We start from the raw sequence: 19,253 nt of genomic DNA, 5'->3' as shown, positions 1-19,253 counted from the left end.
GAAATCATGACGAAATTGCAAGCAGCAACTGATGTACAAGGATTGAATGAAGAATGCGGCCTCTTTGGTGTCTGGGGATTGCCGGATGCGGCGCAGACAACTTTTTACGGTATGCACGCCTTGCAGCATCGCGGTCAGGAAGGTGCTGGGATTGTTTCAAATGATCACGGCCATTTGTGGCAGCGGCGAGGACTGGGGCTATTGTCGGATGTTTTCCGTGACCCGGAGAAAATCGAAAGCTTAAAAGGCACTTCGGCGATTGGCCACGTGCGTTATGCCACGGCTGGCACGCATGGGATTGAAAACATTCAGCCTTATCTGGTGCACTTTAATGACTATCAGATTGCTTTAGCTCACAACGGCAATATCACAAATGCGCTGACTCTTCGCAAACAACTGGAGGATTCCGGATCGATTTTCCAGTCTTCTTCTGATTCGGAAATTCTGCTGCATCTGATCCGCCGTTCGCACAAAAGCACGATGAAAGAAAAAATTGCCGAATCGTTATTAAAGCTGCGCGGCGGTTTTGCCTTTCTGCTGTTAACGCCGGATGGTATGTACGCCGCTTTGGATCCGCATGGTTTTCGGCCATTTTGTGTCGGGCGTCTGCCTGGCGGCCAGTATGTCGTGGCTTCTGAAACAGCCGCTTTGACGATGACCGGGGCGGAATTTTTATTCGATATTCAGCCCGGCGAATTATTGACGATCAACGATCAAGGCCTGCAAATCGACCATTATACGCAGTATGTTTCGCTGAATATCGATGTGATGGAATATATCTATTTCGCGCGGCCGGATTCGACGATTTACGGCGTCAATGTCCACATGGCGCGCAAACACATGGGACGCAGACTGGCGATCGAACAGCCAGTCCCAAATGCTGATATGGTTGTCGGCGTGCCAAATTCATCACTGTCGGCTGCTCAAGGATACGCGGAAGAAGCCGGCCTGCCAAACGAAATGGGCCTCGTGAAAAATCAATACATCGCGCGGACTTTTATTCAGCCTAACCAGGATCGGCGTGAACGGGCTGTCCGCATGAAGTTGTCGCCAGTTAAAGAAGTCGTGGCAGGTAAATCGATTGTGCTGATTGATGATTCGATCGTTCGCGGCACGACCTCTATGTACATTATCCAGATGCTCAAAGACGCCGGCGCGCGCGAAGTGCATGTCCGGATTGCCTCACCAGCTTTTAAATACCCGTCTTTTTACGGCGTTGATATGCAAACGACCGACGAATTGCTTGCTGCCAACCACACGCTGGCAGAAATGACTGAGATGATTCACGCTGATTCGCTGGCCTTTTTATCCGTCGAAGGCTTGGTTGATTCGATCAATCTCAAGACGCCTTATCCGGGAAACGGTTTAACGACAGCCTATTTCGACGGCCGTTATCCGTCACCGATTTATGATTACGCACCGTCTCTGCAGGCAAAAGCTGATGCTGGCCTGGTTGTCTTTGATCCAGAGCCGGCTGCTGAATCTGTCTTAACCAGCAACATGATTATTTCCAAACAAGAAGGAGCTGTCTATGAGTGAGGACGCTTACGCCAAATCCGGTGTTGATATCAAAGCCGGCGAAGACGCAGTCACAAAAATTATGGATTCAGTCAAATCTACTTATACAGATGGCGTACTGGATGGCATCGGGTCTTTTGCTTCTTTTTTCCAGCTGCCGGCAGGGTACAAAAATCCCGTCCTCGTCTCTGGCACAGACGGTGTCGGTTCCAAATTATTGTTGGCACAGGCTGCCGATCTGCATGGCAGTATCGGCCAGGATTTAGTCGCCATGGTGGCAAACGACATTCTCGTCCAAGGCGCCAAGCCTTTGTTTATGCTTGATTATTTAGCCATTGATCACGTTGAATCCGACAAAGTTGCCAAGATCGTGGCCGGAATCGCTGATGGTGCCCGCCAAGCTGGGATGGCTTTAATCGGTGGCGAGATGGCCGAATTAGCTGATATGTATCCCAAAAATGAGTACGATCTGGCAGGATTTGCTGTCGGCGTTGTCGACAAAACAGCGATTTTGGACGGCAGTCAATCGGCCGAAGGGGATGTGTTGCTGGGTCTAGCATCAAACGGATTACACTCAAATGGTTTTTCGCTGGTCCGCCAACTGCTGATGAAAAATCCTGGCCTAAGTTGGGCACAGCTGGATCCTAATTTGCAGACAGAATTATTAAAGCCGACGCGCATTTATGTCAAAGCGCTCTTGCCGTTAATGCAGGCAGATCGAATTCATGCGGCTGCTCACATTACGGGCGGCGGCATGCTGGAAAACCTGCCGCGCATGTTAAATGACAATGTTACTGCTGAAATTCACTGGGGGACTTGGCCGATCCCAGCTATTTTCAAACGCCTGCAGACTGCTGGCCAATTATCAGACACAGAGATGTTGCGGACTTTTAACCTTGGTATTGGCTTGGTTGTCGCTGTGGCGCCTGATCAGGCGGCGGTCGTTTCAGAAAGTCTACAAGCTGTCGGCGAGCAGGCCTATCTAATCGGGCATCTAATAAAAAGGGCCGCGTCCGATCAAGCCCTGACATTTGTCGGACAGCCGGATTGGAGCCAGGAGTCATGACGGCGCCGATTCGCTTAGCTGTTTTTGCTTCGGGAAAGGGCACAAATTTTTCAGCACTCGCAGCATTTATCGAGCAAGAATTGCCGCAAGCTCAAATTGTCCGTCTGATTGTTGACCACGCGCACGTTCCCGTCATTGACCGCGCCGCCAAACACAATGTAGCAGTCAGCGTGATCAAATATTCAGCTTATCCAGACAAATCTGCAGCCGAAAAGGCGATTCTGGCGATTCTCAATAAAGATCAGGTCCAAGGTATTTTGCTGGCCGGTTTTATGCGCATCATCGGGCCAGATTTACTAGCCGCCTTTCCAAATAAAATTATCAACATCCATCCAGCACTGCTGCCGAGTTTTCCGGGTCGCCAGGGCATCGCCGACGCCTTTGATTACGGCGTGAAAGTGACCGGCGTGACGATTCATTTCGTCGATAGCGGTGTTGATTCAGGAAAAATTATTGCTCAGGCTGCCGTTCCGATCGCAGATGGCGAGACTTTAGTCGAAGTAGAAACACATATTCACGAAGTCGAGCACCGGCTTTATCCGCAGACTTTAAAAAAATTGATTGAAAAGGGAGTATTTACCGCATGAAAAGAGCATTGTTGAGTGTTTCAGATAAGACAGGCCTCGTCGATTTTGCCAAGGGACTGGTTGAAAACGATTACGAGCTGATTTCCACGGGCGGCACTTTAAAAACACTGCAGGAAGCGGGTATTGCGGCCAAATCAATTACAGAGATCACCCATTTTCCGGAAATTCTTGATGGTCGTGTCAAGACTTTACATCCGGCTGTCCATGCGGCTTTGTTGGCCAAACAAGAAGACGCTGATCACATGGCGACTTTAAAAGAGCTGGATATCACGCCGATTGACCTTGTTGCCGTTAATCTATACCCATTTAAAGAAACTGTCAGCAATCCCAACGCGACTTACGATCAGGCGATAGAAAACATTGATATCGGCGGGCCTTCGATGATTCGTTCGGCGGCCAAAAACGCCAAAGATGTCCTGGTACTCGTTGACCCGGAGGATTATGCCATTGTTTTAACGGCCATTTCAGAAAACCAAATCACTGACGACCTGCGCCGGACATTGCAAGCCAAGGCTTTTCGTCACACGGCAGCTTACGATGCTTTGATCGCGTCCTATTTGTCAAAGACAGCCTTCCCGGAAAAACTCACTTTGACCTACGAAAAAGATTTCGATCTGCGTTACGGTGAAAACCCGCATCAAAAAGCGGCCGTTTATGCCAATCCAATTCCGACGCCATATTCGATTCTGCAGGTTAAAATTCTGCACGGTAAAAAACTCAGCTATAACAATATCAAAGATGCCGACGCTGCCTTGAGAACGATTCTGGAATTCAATCGGAAGCCGACTGTCGTGACACTCAAACATATGAATCCGGCTGGTATCGGTCAGGCCGACACGATTGAAAAGGCCTGGGACAAGGCTTTTGCGGCTGATGATATCTCGATTTTCGGCGGGATCGTCGTTGCCAACCGTGAAATTAATCTGGCCACTGCGACAAAAATGCACGCGATTTTCCTGGAAATCATTATTGCGCCGAGTTTTACGCCCGAAGCTTTTGACATGCTGGCCAAAAAGAAGAATCTGCGTTTGCTGTCTCTGCCAATCGCCGATAAGCTGCCTAAAGAAATCGAAGTGACTTCTGTCTTGGGCGGTGCTGTGGCTCAGGAAATGGATGATGTCGTCGAAGAAGATGCTGACCTAGAGGTCGTTTCGGAAAAACAACCGACCGCCGAGCAGATTTCAGCTTTGATTTTCGCTCAAAAAGCTGTCAAACATGTTAAATCCAACGCCATTCTCGTCGCAACCGACAGTCAGACTTTAGGTATCGGTGCCGGGCAGCCCAACCGTATTGATTCTGTGAAAATTGCGATTGCACATGCTGAGGCGAAACCAGATTTCTCAAAGGCTGTCCTGGCTTCTGATGCCTTTTTCCCGATGGATGATTCTGTCTCTTACGCAGCTGGCAAGGGCATTGCTGCGATTGTCGAACCCGGTGGCTCGATTAAAGACAAAGATTCAATTGCCATGGCAAACAAATTGGGCGTCGTCCTCGTCTTTTCACACCGCCGGCATTTCCGCCACTAACACAAAAGGAGGGCTCATTAGTCATGGCTAAAGTATTAATCATTGGCGCAGGTGCTCGCGAGCATAGCCTAGCCAAAATATTTCTGACAAGCAAACATGTCGACACTGTGATTGTTGCACCTGGCAATGACGGCATGATTCAGCCTGGCATCCAGACTGCGTCCGTGGCCCTGGATGATTTGCCTGGTTTGGTCGCTCTGGCGAAAAAAGAACAGATCGACTTAACTTTTGTGGGCAGTGAAGAGCCGCTGGTTTTGGGCGTCGTTGATGCTTTTCAACAAGCCGGCCTACGCATTTTCGGGCCAAATAAAGCGGCTGCTCAATTAGAAGGATCCAAGACATTCGCAAAAAAAATCCTGCAATTAGCCCAGGCACCGACGGCAGCTTATGAGACAGTCAATTCCTTGGATACTGCTGAAAAAATCGTGGCTGGCAAACAGCTGCCGCTTGTCTTTAAGCTAGACGGTTTAGCGGCCGGCAAGGGTGTTTCAATTATCAAAACGCGTCAAGAAGCTGCTGCAAAACTCACTGACATCTACAGCAAAAATCCTGCCGAAAGCCTGTTAATCGAAGACTTCATGTCTGGGATAGAGTTTTCCATGTTTACCTTAGTCGGCAGTCATGGACAAATCGTTAACTTGCCAGCGGCTCAGGATCACAAACGCCGTTTTGACGCGGACAAAGGGCCTAATACTGGCGGAATGGGTGCCTACAGCCCGATGCTGCAGCTGCCGGAAGACGTTTTACAGGATACGACAGACAAAATTATTCTGCCGACAATCCGCGCCATGGCCACTAATCAGACGCCTTTTGTCGGGGTCTTGTATTCCGGCTTGATGTTGACGCAGACTGGTGTTAAAGTCGTCGAATTCAATGTGCGTTTTGGCGATCCAGAGACACAGGTGATTCTGCCTCAGCTGACCTCGGATTTTTACGAATTGATCTCAGATCTGCTTGCTGGCAAAACGGCTCAGGCAGCTTGGCAAGATCAAGACGTGTATTTGGGCGTTGATATCGCGGCTCCGGGTTATCCTGAAGATGTTCAGCCGGGCTTTCCAACGCCATTGTTAGCAGACTTGCCGGATGGTTTTGAGATTGATTATGCAACTGTTCGCAAATCCGACCAGCAATTCCTATCGACTGGCGGACGTGTGGCGACGATCGTGGTGCACGCTGCGACAATGCTGGCGGCACAAGAAAAAATTTATAAATATTTAGATCAGGCACATTTAAAACTGACTTATCGTCATGATATCGGTTATCAATTGGCCGATTTCCAGAAAAATTTTTCACGGCAGCATTAAGATTTGGCATTCTCGGCCAATTTAGCTGTTGCTTTTTTACTGATCTTTGGTAAGATAAATAACAATCAAGCAGGTATATCGTCGGATAATGGCTGACAGTTTCTACCCAGCACCTATGCTGGACTATCTGTGGATGTAGCTCTTTTTGGCATCCGCAGGGACTTCTTGAAGCTTTCTGCGAATGCCTTTTTGTATATAAACGTGAGGATAATATGACAGATTTTTCAAACAAATATAAGAAACTCGGATTGACTTTTGACGATGTTCTGCTGATCCCGGCCGCTTCAGATGTGACACCTGACCAAGTCAAACTGGGTACTGACCTGACACCGACTCTGCACTTGAATATCCCGATTCTAAGCGCAGCTATGGATACAGTCACAGAACACGCCATGGCCGCGCAATTGGCTTTAAATGGCGGCATGGGCGTGATTCACAAGAACATGCTGATCGCAGATCAAGCTGCTGAAGTCGCCAAAGTCAAGGCCACGGCAGTTGATTTAAACAAGTATCCCAATGCTGCTATTGATTCAAAGGGCCAGCTGATTGTTGCGGCTGGTGTTGGTGTGACAAACGATACCTTAGACCGCGTCACCGCTTTAGTCTCAGCTGGTGCAAACGCCATCGTCGTTGATTCAGCTCACGGTCATTCGGCTGGTGTTTTAAGAAAAATCCGTGACATCCGCAGCGCTTATCCAACCTTGAATATTATTGGCGGCAACATCGCCACTGAATCTGGTGCCAAAGCCTTATTCGATGCCGGTGCTGATGTTGCCAAAGTCGGTATCGGTCCTGGTTCGATCTGCACGACGCGTGTTGTTGCCGGTGTTGGCGTTCCGCAAATTACAGCCATTACCGATGCTGCCCAAGCTGCAGCTGATTATGGCAAGACAATCATCGCTGATGGCGGTATGAAGTGGTCCGGCGATATTGTCAAAGCGATTGCTGCCGGTGGCAATGCTGTCATGCTGGGCTCGATGTTGGCCGGCACCAAAGAAGCACCTGGTGAAGTGATCACAGGCGAAGATGGCAAACAATACAAAACTTACCGCGGCATGGGATCCATGGCAGCTATGCAGAATGGTTCTAAAGACCGTTACTTCCAAGGCGAAGTCAAAGAGGTCAACAAACTGGTTCCTGAAGGTATCGAAGCCGTGACTGCATATAAAGGCACTGTCGACGACGTGATCTTTGAAGACCTTGGCGGCATCCGTGCCGGCATGGGTTACACAGGTTCTGCCGACATCAAAGATCTGATCGAAAAAGCTGAATTTGTCCAGATTACAAATGCTGGTTTGATCGAATCTCACCCGCACGATGTCCATATTACAAAAGCTGCCCCAAATTACGTCCGGATTTGATAACGTTCGTGTTCTAATCGCATATAGTAATTCACGTCGAGAACAACGACGTGTTTTTTTGATTATTTAGAACTTTAGGAGATTTTATGGCTGGAATTGTCGTAGTAGGATCGCAATGGGGAGACGAAGGCAAAGGCAAGGTTGTTGACTTGTTTTGCCAAACGGCTGACGCAGTCGCCCGCTATCAAGGTGGTGATAACGCGGGTCATACGGTATATCATGGCGGCAATAAATTCGAATTGTCGGCGCTGCCGGTGGGTATCATCAATCCCAAACATTTAGCAATTATCGGCAACGGTGAAGTTGTCAATCCAAAAGAATTACTGACAGAAATGAAAGGCTTGTCGGAGCGCGGTATTGATCTATCCGGCTTGCGCATTTCGGATCGAGCACAGGTGATTATGCCATATCATATTGCCTTGGACGGCTTGGCAGAAGAAGCCAGCGGCGGCCGTATCGGTACGACGAAAAAGGGCATCGGCCCGACTTACGCTGATAAAATCAATCGGCAGGGCATTCGCATGGTGGATTTAATTGATCCAGAAGCCTTTGCCGAAGCACTAAAACAAGTGCTGCCTTTAAAGAATAATGAAATTACGAAATTATACGGCGGACAGCCTTTTGATTATGAGACTGTTTATAACGAATACAGCGCCTACGGAAAAGAACTAGCCAAATATGTGACGGATGTCACGGTTCTCATGGACGAATTGACGCGGGAAAACAAGCGGATCGTCTTTGAAGGCGCTCAGGGCGTCATGCTGGATATCGACCACGGTACTTATCCTTTTGTCACCTCATCAAATCCCGTTGGTGCCGGTGCTGCTGTTGGCACAGGTGTCGGCCCGGATAAAATCCATGAAGTTGCCGGCGTTGTCAAAGCTTATACCTCGCGTGTCGGCGAAGGGCCTTTCCCGACCGAATTGAAAAACGAAATGGGCAGCCATATCCGCGAAATCGGTCACGAATACGGCGTTATTACTAAGCGTCCCCGCCGGATCGGCTGGCTGGACACAGTTGCTTTGCGTCATGCCGTTTTAGTTGCCGGCATCACGGAATTAGCAGTTAATTCATTGGATGTGCTTTCCGGCTTAAAAGAAGTTAAAATCGCGGTTGCCTACGAAAAAGACGGCCAGCGTATTGACAATTTCCCAGCCAATCTGCGTTTGCTAAAAGGCGCGACTGCGATCTATGAGACGCTGCCGGGCTGGTCGGAAGATATTAGTGATGACGCGCATTTTGAAGATCTGCCAGTCAATGCACAAAATTATTTAAAACGGATTTCCGAATTATTGAACCGGCCGCTTTTGAGCTTTGCTGTCGGCCCGCATGCCGAACAGACGCACTTGCTAAAAGACCTGTGGTCTGACGGTAGAGAGGCGATGCATACCGCATGATTGATCGATATACGAATCCGGAGATGGGCGCCGTCTGGGAACTGCAGAATCAGTACCAGACCTGGCTGGAAGTTGAAATTGCCGTTGATCAGGCTTGGGCCAATTATGGCGCGATTCCACAAGCTGACGTGAATGCCATTCGCGCTAAGGCACATTTCAATGTTGACCGAATCGCAGAGATCGAAGCACAGACGCATCATGATGTTGTCGCTTTTACGCGTGATTTATCAGAATCTTTGGGTCCAGAAAAACGCTGGATCCATTTTGGCTTGACCTCCACTGATGTCGTCGATACAGCTCAAGGTTTGCGTTTAAAACAAGCTAATCAAATCATCAAAAAAGATTTAGCTGCCTATCTGGCACAAATCAAGGTCATGGCGCTGAAATACAAAAAGACTGTCATGATGGGCCGGACACACGGTGTTCAAGCTGAGCCGACGACTTTTGGCTTGGTTGTGGCACGTTATTATGAAGAGACCCTGCGAAACATCCAGCGTTTTAATATCTCCTCTAAAGCACTAGAGACGGGCAAATTATCCGGTGCTGTCGGGACTTTTGCTAATATTCCCATGTCTGTCGAGGAAGACGCCATGGCCCAATTAGACTTAACGCCTCAGCCGATTGCTTCTCAAGTCCTGCCGCGTGATCTGCATGCGGCTTACATTAATGACATTGCCTTAATTGCGACCGGAATTGAGAATTTTGCCACGGAAATTCGCGGCCTGCAGCGTTCAGAAATTCATGAAGTCGAAGAGAATTTTGCGGCCGGCCAAAAGGGTTCTTCCTCAATGCCGCATAAAAGAAATCCAATCGGCTCGGAAAACATGACAGGCCTGGCCCGCGTGATTCGCGGTCACATGCAGACAGCCATGGACGATATTACTTTGTGGCATGAACGCGATATTTCCCATTCATCGGCCGAACGGATTATCCTGCCAGACACGACGATCCTGATCGATTACATGCTTCAGCGTTTTACCAGCATCCTCAGTAAATTAGCCGTCTTCCCGGAGACGATGAAGGCCAACATGCATCGGACTTACGGCCTGATTTATTCGCAGCGTCTGCTGTTGAAGCTGATCGATAAAGGCCTGAGCCGAGAAGAAGCTTACGACACAATTCAGCCTTTGACAGCCCGTTCCTGGGACGAACACAAGATGTTCAAGGATCTGGTCGAAGGGGATAGCAAAGTAACAAAAATTTTGACTCAAGCAGAAATCGACGACGCTTTTGATTATCACTATCATCTGCGCAATGTCGATAAAATATTTGAACGGATAGGTTTGGAGGAATCATGAACGCGTTAGTGAGCCACCCGGCGATTAAATCAGTCTTAGCCACGGAAACGGATATCTCGGCAGTTGTCCAGCATCTGGCTGATCAATTGGACAAGAAATTTGCTGAATCTGATCCGCGGCCGCTTTTTATCTCTGTCTTAAAAGGGGCAGCCATTTTTACAACGGATCTACTGCGGAAAATGACTGTTGATGTCGACCTGGATTATATTGATGTCAAATCTTATAACAACACTGAATCGACTGGTAACATCCGCGTCACCCATGATGTCGATACAGATATGACAGGTCGCGATGTCGTGGTCGTCGATGAGATTGTCGATACAGGCCGCACAATGAAGTGGCTGCGCGATTATTTCATGTTAAAAGGCGCCAAGTCAGTCACAACGGTCGTCTTGACTGATAAAAAAGCTGCTCGTATCGTCGAAGTCCCGATTGATTACGCGGGCCTGCAAGTGCCAAATTCTTTCTTGGTCGGCTACGGCATGGATTACAATAGTTATTTTCGCAATCTGCCCGTGATTGCGATCATTGATACGACAAAATTGGATACGATTAAGTAATGGTAGAAATCGATAAAAAATACGACAAAGTCTTGGTGCTGGATTACGGCAGCCAATATAATCAATTGATTACACGCAGAATCCGTGAATTCGGCGTTTTTTCCGAATTGAAATCGCGCAAGATGACGATTGACAAAATCAAAGCTTATGCACCAAAAGCGATTATCTTATCCGGTGGGCCAAAATCCGTCTACGCCGAGGATGCTTTTACGATTGATCCAGAGATGTTTGAATTGGGCATTCCGCTACTAGGTGTCTGCTACGGCATGCAGTTGATTGCCTATCGCTTGCCAGGCGGTAAAGTCACTGCTAATCAGGGAAACGGCGAATTCGGCCAAGCAGCATTGCATTTTGATGAAAAGTCACTTTTGTTTGCTGACACGCCTGAAGATCAAAAAGTTCTGATGAGCCACGGTGATTCTGTCGAGGCCGTGCCGGATGGTTTTGTTATTGCAGCCAGCACAGATAAGACAAAAATCGCGGCCATGGCTGATGACAACAAGAAACTGTATGGTGTCCAATTCCATGCTGAGACGACGCTTTCTGAATACGGTAACCAGATTATAAAGAATTTTGTCTTTAAGATTGCTGGCTGCCAGGCTAATTGGCAGATGAAAGATTTCATCGAAGACCAGATCGAAAAAATCCGCGCTGAAGTTGGCGACAAAAAGGTCTTACTAGGTCTTTCCGGTGGTGTCGATTCTTCAGTCGTCGCTGTTCTTTTACATAAAGCCATCGGCAAACAGCTGACTTGTATTTTCGTTGATCATGGCCTGCTGCGTAAAAATGAGGCTGCCATGGTGATGGATTCTCTGGTTGGCAAGTTTGGTTTGAACATTATCAAAATCGATGCACAGCAGCGTTTTTTGTCTAAATTAGCGCATGTGACCGAGCCTGAGAAAAAACGCAAGATTATCGGCAAGGAATTTATCGAGACCTTTAATGACGAAGCCAAGAAGCTGAAAGGGATTGAATTTTTAGCTCAGGGCACTCTGTACACGGATGTGATTGAATCTGGGACGGATACGGCTCAGACGATCAAATCCCATCATAATGTCGGTGGCCTGCCTAAAGACATGCACTTCAAATTGATCGAGCCTTTACGCACGTTATTTAAGGACGAAGCCCGTGAATTGGGTGAAGAGCTGGATATGCCGCATGCCTTGGTCTGGCGTCAGCCATTCCCAGGTCCAGGATTGGCTATTCGTATTTTGGGTGAAATTACCGAAGAAAAACTGGCGATTGTCCGTGATTCCGATGCGATTTTGCGTGACGAGATCGCTAAAGCCGGCCTGGAAGATAATGTCTGGCAGTATTTCACGATCCTGACCGGCCTGCGCTCTGTTGGCGTTATGGGCGACGGCCGTACGTATGACTGGACGATCGCCATCCGCGCCATTACCTCCATTGACGGTATGACGGCTGATTTTGCCAAACTGCCATGGGACTTATTAGGCAAGATTTCTGAACGCATCGTCAACGAAGTCGGCCACATCAACCGCGTTGTCTACGACATCACGAGCAAGCCACCCGCAACGATAGAGTGGGAATAATGAGTTATTAGCAGAAACCCTTTATTTATGGGCTTTCTAAGCACTCTGTAGCGGTTAGAGCTAACAATCACCCGTGAGGCATGGCAATTTGCAAGTAGATGTCAAAATAAAAACTTCTAACGATAAGTTAGAAGTTTTTTTGTTGTACTAGTTAGTGAATAAAAAACACCATGACAGGTGGTGTTTTGTGATATTGAATATTTGACTACTCATTCATTATAGGGGAGCCAAAGAGCTTTAGAGCGACCTGGATTAAATAAAGAACTCGACAGAAGAACCCGATTGAAAATGTTTGGTGCAATTAATCTTAATTTAGTCTTTGTTTAATCATTCTTTAATGCCCTAGCCATAACCTCTTTTGTGTTAGGAGAATATAATATATGGATTATGTGAAACGCGCTTTTCTTTATCTTAGGCGTAGGATTGGAAAAACATTATTACTTGTACTGGTGATGACTGCCATACTAACTTTTATGTTGGCGGGATTAATTATCCAGAATGCTGCTTTAACGGCTGTTAATAACAGTAAAAATGCAGTTGGAACTACCGTGACGCTTTCTGCGAATCGGGCAAAATTGTTCCAGCAGAATCAAGGTTCGGCAAGTTCGTCAACGCAGACTCCGCCTGTAGGCCGTTTTCGTATTAATGAGGCGATCATTGGACTTAACACTGCCAAAAAAATAGCTTCATTAGAAAACGTCGCAGCTTACCAGATTACGGCTAGCGCTAGTGTTAATGCTTCATCTTTCACAGCTGTCTTAAGCAGTAATTCAAATAGCAATGGTGGATTTGGCAGGATGCAAGGCACGGACTCTGGTGATATTAGTGTCTCGGGACTTTCATCCACTGCTGCCAATTCCAATTTCAAAAATAAAAATTATGTAATGAAAAAGGGCAGAGGTATTACCAGCTCAGACGCTAATACAAATAACGTCATTATTGAAGAAGTATTGGCTTCTAATAACCACATCAATGTGGGTGACACGATTAAAGTGAAGGATTCATCAAGTAATGTGAAAAATTTGAAGGTTGTGGGCATCTACCAGGCGAAAACAAGCACTGATCAGACTTTTGGCCAGATGCAAGATCCTTCAAATACGATTTTTTCGAGTTATACGCTTGCCTCTAGTTTGGCAGGAGATGCTGGAAAAGTTTCCAACGTTGTTTACACTTTGACAGACTCTAGCAAAGAAAAAGCTTTTGTGAAATCGGCCAAAAAAATTATCTCAGGCAACTTGCAACTCACCACTTCGGACCAGATTTACGAAATGCTGACTAGTTCGGTGAAATCAATTGAATCGATTGCGTCTAAAATTGTCTGGATCGTAGGCATTGCAGGGATTGCTATCCTGACCCTCATTCTTATCTTAATGGTCCGTGAGAGAAGGCATGAAATTGGTATCTTGATGTCCTTAGGTGAAGAAAAAGCAAAAATTATTGGTCAAATTTTTGTTGAAACGATCTCTGTGCTAGTACTTTCATTATGTTTCGCTGGTGTTTTTGGCAGTTTCTTTGGTAATAGCGTTGGCCAGCAACTAATTTCTCAGCAAAATACATCGCAGCAAAGTCTACGAAGCGGATTTGGAGGGCCTGGAGGCGGGAATCCAAACCAAGCTGGTCCGAATGGCAATGCTACTGGCTCAGGAAACCCAAGTAATTCAAGAGCTTTCGGTGGTCAAATGCGTCAATTTGGTACGACTCTCACTGGAAACTCTCAATTAAATAAACTCTCAACTCACGTTAATATTGGGACCTTGCTTGAACTCGGCGCTTTCGGTTTGGTTATCGTTGCTATAGCCACATTATTAGGAGCGATTCCTATTATCAGTCTCAAACCAAAAAGGATTCTAATTTCAGAATGAAGGAAAAACCATGACATTAACTGTTCAAAAATTAACACATTATTTCAACCATCCAGATGATTACCTATACAAAAATGTCAGTCTGAAATTCGATCCTGCCACACTATATGCAATTGTTGGGGAATCCGGATCCGGAAAAACAACCTTTGTCAGTTTTCTAGCTGGACTAGATTCACCTGTATCTGGTCTGATCAGCTATAACGGTAAAGACATTCGTAAAATCGGTTTGACTAAATATCGAAATCAAGACGTGACGGTCGTTTTTCAGGCCTATAATTTGATGAATTATATGACCGCTTTAGAAAATGTTGTTTCGGCTCTATCAATCACGAAATCAAAACATGCAGGCAATCGGCAGTACGCGATAGATTTATTAGCTTCTGTTGGTATTGAAGGAGAATTGGCAACGAAAAACGTGCAAAAACTATCAGGTGGCCAGCAGCAACGTGTGGCGATTGCACGCGCCTTGGCTGTAGATGCACCAATCGTAGTAGCTGATGAACCAACCGGTAATTTAGACGAGCAGAACACAAAAGAGATTACTGAGATTTTCCAGCGCGTTGCTCATCAATCAAAGAAAACTGTTATCATGATCACTCATGACCAAAAGGTAGCTGATATGGCGGATGTGAAGATTATGCTAGAAAATCGACAATTTACTGTTAAAAATTCACCCGATAAGGTTTCAGATGATAAACCTCCAGCAGTTTTGATAAACTAAAAACATTTTTATAAAAGTAAATAAAGGGGCAGTCGCATTGTTGGCTGCTCTTTTTTTGTGGAGAGGAGCACGAAATTTAAGTTATTTGATCATTATCCACGCAGAATTTTTTTAAAGTGACGGGTAACCAATGATGTAGACAAACACTCAGGAGATTATTTGATAACAAATCAGTGCGCACATACTCATCGTGTTATAGTGGAGCCATTTATCAATAGGGAGGCATCAAAATGTTCGGCTTTTTTTCTTACAGTATCATCATGGCGATTACTCCTGATCCGAATAATTTGATGGCTTTACAAGAAAGCAGGCAGCACGGTTTTCGCGGCTCGATGCCATTTTTAAACGGTCTGTTTGTCAGTTTTTTTATCTTGGATTTTCTGGCTTTCTTTTTTACTGATTTTTTAAAATCGATCTCTGCCACGGCGGTCTTGCTGATGAAAATCCTCGGTTCCTTGTATCTGATTTATTTGATCATGAACCTTTTCAGAACAAAGAGCGATGCACGTGGGAAACAGAAAATAGTGTCGTCAAATAGACAATTTTGGGCAGGCATGCTTTTAAATCTGACAAACGTCAAAGTGATCCTTTATTTTTTAATTGGCTATATTTCCTTTTTAATCCCTCTTTTTCAGAACCACCGCCTTCTGATTATTATTTTCGGCATCGTGATGTGTTTGATCACAGCTGTTTGCAACTTGCTTTGGGCCGGTGCGGGCTCTCTGTTTCAGCGATTGTTCCTGCGTCATGAACGTGTGCTGAACATTATACTGGCAGTCTTACTGCTTTATGCAACGGTGGAAATGTGGCAATGAAAGTTGAAGATTTTGGATAATTAACGAAATGACGGATAAATCGCGCTAAATTTGCCATGGTTAAGAAACTAGCGATTCCTGTTTCTTAACTTGTGAGCTGTGATGTATATGACGAGTGGAAGAGTATCAGAATGATGCTACGTTAACGGCACGTTAATCTTAATTAATCTAGTACAGAGATTTTTTGAGAATTTGTGTGAAACACTGATATTAGAAGTTATATGCTGCCAGAAACATTTTTGTCGCTGATTTCCTAAATTTTTGTCACACAATACTCACTTAGGCCAGTTTTGGATAATTTTTTCAAGAACATTGTTTAATGACTGCCGTTGCGATTTTAAGTAGCTTCCATAAATTGTCATGTGGGCATCATTGTCAGTAATCGGAATTTTTACGCGGTTGTCTTCATCATTCTGGAGTTGTTCGAATGTTGGATTCAAATCCGAGAGATTCGTACTAAAAAAAGGAAAATCAGAATATTTAGTAATTTCGGAGAATGTTTCCTGTTGCTGTTGGTAGAGAAATTTTGTTTCGGGGATATTCTGATTAATAATCTTATTCCACGAGCCAATATTGGTGAGAACCAGAAAACTAAGCCCTCTTAATTCTTGAAAGGTGACAGAAGATTGGCTAGCTTGATACATGAATTGATTTAAATTCACTGACAGATTCTCATTACCAATATAACGAGATTCGATATCCTCGGTTAGAATTGCTTGATTGGATAAAATTAATGTGAATTTTCTGGTGCCTAGTAAACTAAGAATGTTTTGTTGTTGCAGCTGATCCATAATTTTGACTTGGACAGGTAAACTTGACTGCAAATGTCTTAATAAAATTAACGGACCTGGAATCGTGCCACCGACTGTGATAGTTTGCTGGCTCCGATCGAAATTCTGAATTCTTTCTATTGATTGACTATTAATTTTGAGAATTTTTTTGGCCTCTTAGGCTGCTAACTCACCCGTTTTCGTCAGACTGATCCTATTAGGCTGCCGAGCAAACAATTGAACACCTAAGTCATTTTCCAATTTTTGCATGCCGCGGGTGACTGTTGGTTGTGTTATATGCAGTTTTTCTGCTGTCCTGGCAAATGTTCCGTATTTTGCAAAAGCTGCTAGTTCTTGCCATAAGTAGTTATCAACCATATTTCAACCTTCTAGTATACATTAAACGTATACTAGCATGCTTAAGTAGTAATTTTCAAGCACCTTCTTTTGTTGGATAATTAGACCATCATCATCAGATGAAATTCAGAAAAGGAGAATTTTAGTATGGTTGATATACCAACAGTTAAATTAAATAATGGGATTGAAATGCCCCAGCTAGGTTTTGGCGTCTTCTAAGTACCTGATTTAGCTGAATGCGAACAGGCTGTTTCCGTTGCATTGCAGACGGGTTATCGCATGATTGATACAGCAGCAGCTTACCAGAATGAAGAAGCGGTAGGTCGTGCTATAAGCAAAAGCGGTGTGAAACGTGAAGATATTTTTGTTACTTCAAAATTGTGGGTTTCAGATTTTACTTATGAGCGTGCTAAAGCCGGGATAGACCTTTCTCTGAATCGTCTTGGCGTGGACTATATTGATCTTTATTTGTTACATCAGCCGTTTGGTGATGTCATGGGCGCATGGCGTGCTTTAGAAGAAGCTTATCGAGGGGGAAGATTCGTGCAATTGGTGTTTCGAACTTTTATCCTGACCAACTAAAGAATTTGGCATTAACAATGTCAGTTAAACCAGCGGTTAATCAAATTGAAGTTAATCCATGGAACCAGCAGGTCGACGATGCCACTTTTATCCAAAATGAGGACATTCGTGTTGAAACTTGGGCGCCCTTTGCCGAAGGTAAGCACCAGATATTTGCAAATAATGTTTTGGCTGCACTTGGTCAAAAATATGACAAATCGTCTGGCCAAGTTATTTTGCGTTGGCTATTACAGCGGGGAATTATTGTTATTCCTAAGTCAGTTCATCCTGATAGAATGGTAGAAAATATGGATGTCTTCGACTTTGAGCTGACTGATGAAGATATGCAAACTATTGCTCAACTGGATAAACATGAAAGCTAATTTTTTGATCATCGTGATCCCATTGCGATTGAGCAAATCTTTGGTTCTAGTTTGAAGCAGTTGAAGAATGATAATTAAGGTAGACGAAAATTTATGGATATCTCAAAAATAAAATTAAATGATGGCCAAGAAATTCCGGCGATTGGTTTTGGTACTTATTTGATTCCTAATAATGGCGCAACTTATCAAGCGGTTAGTGCCGCACTGTCGGCTGGTTATCGGCATATAGATACTGCTGCTGCCTATTTTAATGAAGCAGAAGTGGGGCGGGCCATCCGAGACAGCAGTGTTGTTCGTGATCAAATTTGGGTCACTAGCAAACTTTGGTTACAGGATTATGGCTATGAAGCAGCTAAAAAAGGAATTGACCGCTCTTTAAGGAAACTGGGACTTGATAACATCGACTTGTATTTGTTACATCAGCCATATGGTGATGTTGCAGGTGCTTGGCAAGCTTTAGTAGAAGCACAGAAAGCTGGCAAAATTCGTTCCGTTGGTGTATCTAATATGACTCCGAAATATTGGAAAAAATTAATACCACAGTTTGAAGTTGTTCCTGCCGTTAACCAGGTCCAGTTCAATCCATATTTTCAACAAAAGGAATTACGGCGATTATTATTCAATGATGATGTCAAATTAGAAGCTTGGGCGCCGTTGGGTCAGGGAAATCAAAATTTAATGCAGGAACAGACTATTCAGAAGCTTGCCAAAAAATATCAGAAGAATGCTGGTCAAATTATTTTGCGTTTTGAAAATCAAGCAGGCACAATTGTTCTTCCAAAATCAACTCATATTGAGCGCATCAAAAGCAATCTTGATATTTTTGATTTTAAATTGACTGAAGATGAAATGACTGAAATACGGGCTTTGGACACGGGAAAAGGTACCTACGATCCAGATGATGCCGCTAACGAAGCACAACTTTTGACCGCCATCAATGTTCACACAAATGATTAAGGCAAGGTGAGGAGAGACATGAAAGTATTGATTTTAGGTGCTGCGGGTCAAATTGGAAGGATGATCGCGAGGAATTTGCTGGACCAAACGGATTATGATTTAGTTTTATATGGTCACAGCGTCTCGTCACGGTTGGAAACTTTAAAATCATCGCGAGTAACGTTTATTGACGGTGATTTTAGAGAATTTGACAAAATTAGAGCATCACTAATCGGTGTTGATGCAGTTTATTTAAGTTTTGTAGCAGGACCAGATATTATTTTGGGTTTGGTGAATGCCTTGGAATCAACTGGGGTAAAACGCTTTATTTCCGCGAATGTGCCTGATCTTTATCAAGAAGTTGCTGGTCCATTTCAGAAATGGTATCGGCAAAATACAGGACTTGTTTGGAAAACGAGTTATAAAGATTCCGCAGATTTGATAGAAAAAAGTAATTTAGACTATATCATTTTGAGGATTACTTGGCTTTACAATAAAACTAATGATATTGCAGTTCATGTGACGAAGAAAGGCGAACCATTTAAGGAGGCTCAAGTTACTCGTCAAGCAGTTGCTCAATTTGTGGTTGATCTACTGAGTAATAAGGAAGATTACCATCGAGAAAGTTTGGGGTTAGGTGAACCTAATACCGAATTTACCAAACCGAGTTTTTATTAG

15 protein-coding genes, 2 pseudogenes and 1 riboswitch are annotated in these 19,253 nt (G+C 44.8%); of the genes and pseudogenes, 16 read left to right on the top strand and 1 reads right to left on the bottom strand.

Going from position 1 to position 19,253, the window contains the following annotated elements; genetic code table 11:
* Window positions 1–6 precede the first annotated feature (6 nt).
* From purF to NRF22_RS02030, 13 genes are all read left to right on the top strand, one after another.
* Entirely contained in the window at window positions 7–1,539 is a 1,533-nt protein-coding gene (purF, locus tag NRF22_RS02090; protein WP_263779003.1) for an amidophosphoribosyltransferase, read from the top strand.
* Window positions 1,532–2,584, top strand: a complete 1,053-nt coding sequence (purM, locus tag NRF22_RS02085; protein WP_263779002.1) for a phosphoribosylformylglycinamidine cyclo-ligase — start codon at window positions 1,532–1,534, stop codon at window positions 2,582–2,584. The genes purF and purM overlap by 8 nt, the downstream gene beginning before the upstream one ends.
* Window positions 2,581–3,171, top strand: coding sequence for a phosphoribosylglycinamide formyltransferase (purN, locus tag NRF22_RS02080; protein WP_263779001.1), 591 nt, complete (start codon window positions 2,581–2,583; stop codon window positions 3,169–3,171). The genes purM and purN overlap by 4 nt, the downstream gene beginning before the upstream one ends.
* Window positions 3,168–4,697, top strand: a complete 1,530-nt coding sequence (gene purH, locus NRF22_RS02075; protein ID WP_263779000.1) for a bifunctional phosphoribosylaminoimidazolecarboxamide formyltransferase/IMP cyclohydrolase — start codon at window positions 3,168–3,170, stop codon at window positions 4,695–4,697. Before purN ends, purH begins: the two co-directional genes overlap by 4 nt.
* A 23-nt stretch (window positions 4,698–4,720) precedes the next feature.
* Window positions 4,721–6,001: a phosphoribosylamine--glycine ligase gene (gene purD, locus NRF22_RS02070; RefSeq protein ID WP_263778998.1), complete on the top strand. Its 1,281-nt coding sequence runs from the start codon at window positions 4,721–4,723 to the stop codon at window positions 5,999–6,001.
* A 51-nt stretch (window positions 6,002–6,052) separates the two neighbouring features.
* Window positions 6,053–6,147, top strand: a riboswitch (purine riboswitch).
* A gap of 66 nt (window positions 6,148–6,213) precedes the next feature.
* Entirely contained in the window at window positions 6,214–7,362 is a 1,149-nt protein-coding gene (gene guaB / locus NRF22_RS02065; protein ID WP_007746320.1) for an IMP dehydrogenase, read from the top strand.
* Window positions 7,363–7,448: 86 nt separating this feature from the next.
* Complete coding sequence (locus NRF22_RS02060) at window positions 7,449–8,759, top strand: adenylosuccinate synthase (protein WP_263778997.1); 1,311 nt, start codon at window positions 7,449–7,451, stop codon at window positions 8,757–8,759.
* Window positions 8,756–10,057, top strand: coding sequence for an adenylosuccinate lyase (gene purB, locus NRF22_RS02055; protein WP_263778995.1), 1,302 nt, complete (start codon window positions 8,756–8,758; stop codon window positions 10,055–10,057). The genes NRF22_RS02060 and purB overlap by 4 nt, the downstream gene beginning before the upstream one ends.
* Window positions 10,054–10,617, top strand: a complete 564-nt coding sequence (gene hpt / locus NRF22_RS02050; protein WP_007746323.1) for a hypoxanthine phosphoribosyltransferase — start codon at window positions 10,054–10,056, stop codon at window positions 10,615–10,617. The genes purB and hpt overlap by 4 nt, the downstream gene beginning before the upstream one ends.
* Entirely contained in the window at window positions 10,617–12,170 is a 1,554-nt protein-coding gene (gene guaA, locus NRF22_RS02045; RefSeq protein WP_263778993.1) for a glutamine-hydrolyzing GMP synthase, read from the top strand. The genes hpt and guaA overlap by 1 nt, the downstream gene beginning before the upstream one ends.
* Window positions 12,171–12,550: 380 nt before the next feature.
* A complete protein-coding gene (locus NRF22_RS02040; RefSeq protein ID WP_263778992.1) occupies window positions 12,551–14,032 on the top strand; it encodes an ABC transporter permease in 1,482 nt (493 codons plus the stop codon).
* A gap of 10 nt (window positions 14,033–14,042) precedes the next feature.
* On the top strand, window positions 14,043–14,753 hold the full coding sequence (locus NRF22_RS02035; RefSeq protein WP_263778991.1) for an ABC transporter ATP-binding protein: 711 nt from the start codon (window positions 14,043–14,045) through the stop codon (window positions 14,751–14,753).
* Between the two features lie 230 nt (window positions 14,754–14,983).
* Window positions 14,984–15,568: a LysE family transporter gene (locus NRF22_RS02030; RefSeq protein WP_263778988.1), complete on the top strand. Its 585-nt coding sequence runs from the start codon at window positions 14,984–14,986 to the stop codon at window positions 15,566–15,568.
* A gap of 275 nt (window positions 15,569–15,843) precedes the next feature.
* Here NRF22_RS02030 and NRF22_RS08875 read toward each other — a convergent pair.
* Window positions 15,844–16,716 (bottom strand): annotated as a pseudogene (locus NRF22_RS08875) (LysR family transcriptional regulator).
* A 126-nt stretch (window positions 16,717–16,842) separates the two neighbouring features.
* Between NRF22_RS08875 and NRF22_RS02020 the strand changes: the two are divergent.
* From NRF22_RS02020 to NRF22_RS02010, 3 genes and pseudogenes are all read left to right on the top strand, one after another.
* Window positions 16,843–17,717, top strand: a pseudogene (locus NRF22_RS02020) (aldo/keto reductase).
* A gap of 15 nt (window positions 17,718–17,732) precedes the next feature.
* Window positions 17,733–18,596 carry an aldo/keto reductase gene (locus NRF22_RS02015; RefSeq protein ID WP_263778987.1) on the top strand — a complete coding sequence of 288 codons (864 nt, stop codon included), beginning with the start codon at window positions 17,733–17,735 and terminating at the stop codon, window positions 18,594–18,596.
* A gap of 18 nt (window positions 18,597–18,614) precedes the next feature.
* Entirely contained in the window at window positions 18,615–19,253 is a 639-nt protein-coding gene (locus NRF22_RS02010) for an NAD(P)H-binding protein (protein ID WP_263778985.1), read from the top strand.

It is taken from the genome of Oenococcus kitaharae (genome assembly GCF_025758695.1).
Lineage (GTDB): Bacteria > Bacillota > Bacilli > Lactobacillales > Lactobacillaceae > Oenococcus > Oenococcus kitaharae_A.
The sequence above is the reverse complement of the archived record's forward strand: the minus strand, read 5'-3'. Positions and strand labels throughout refer to the sequence as shown.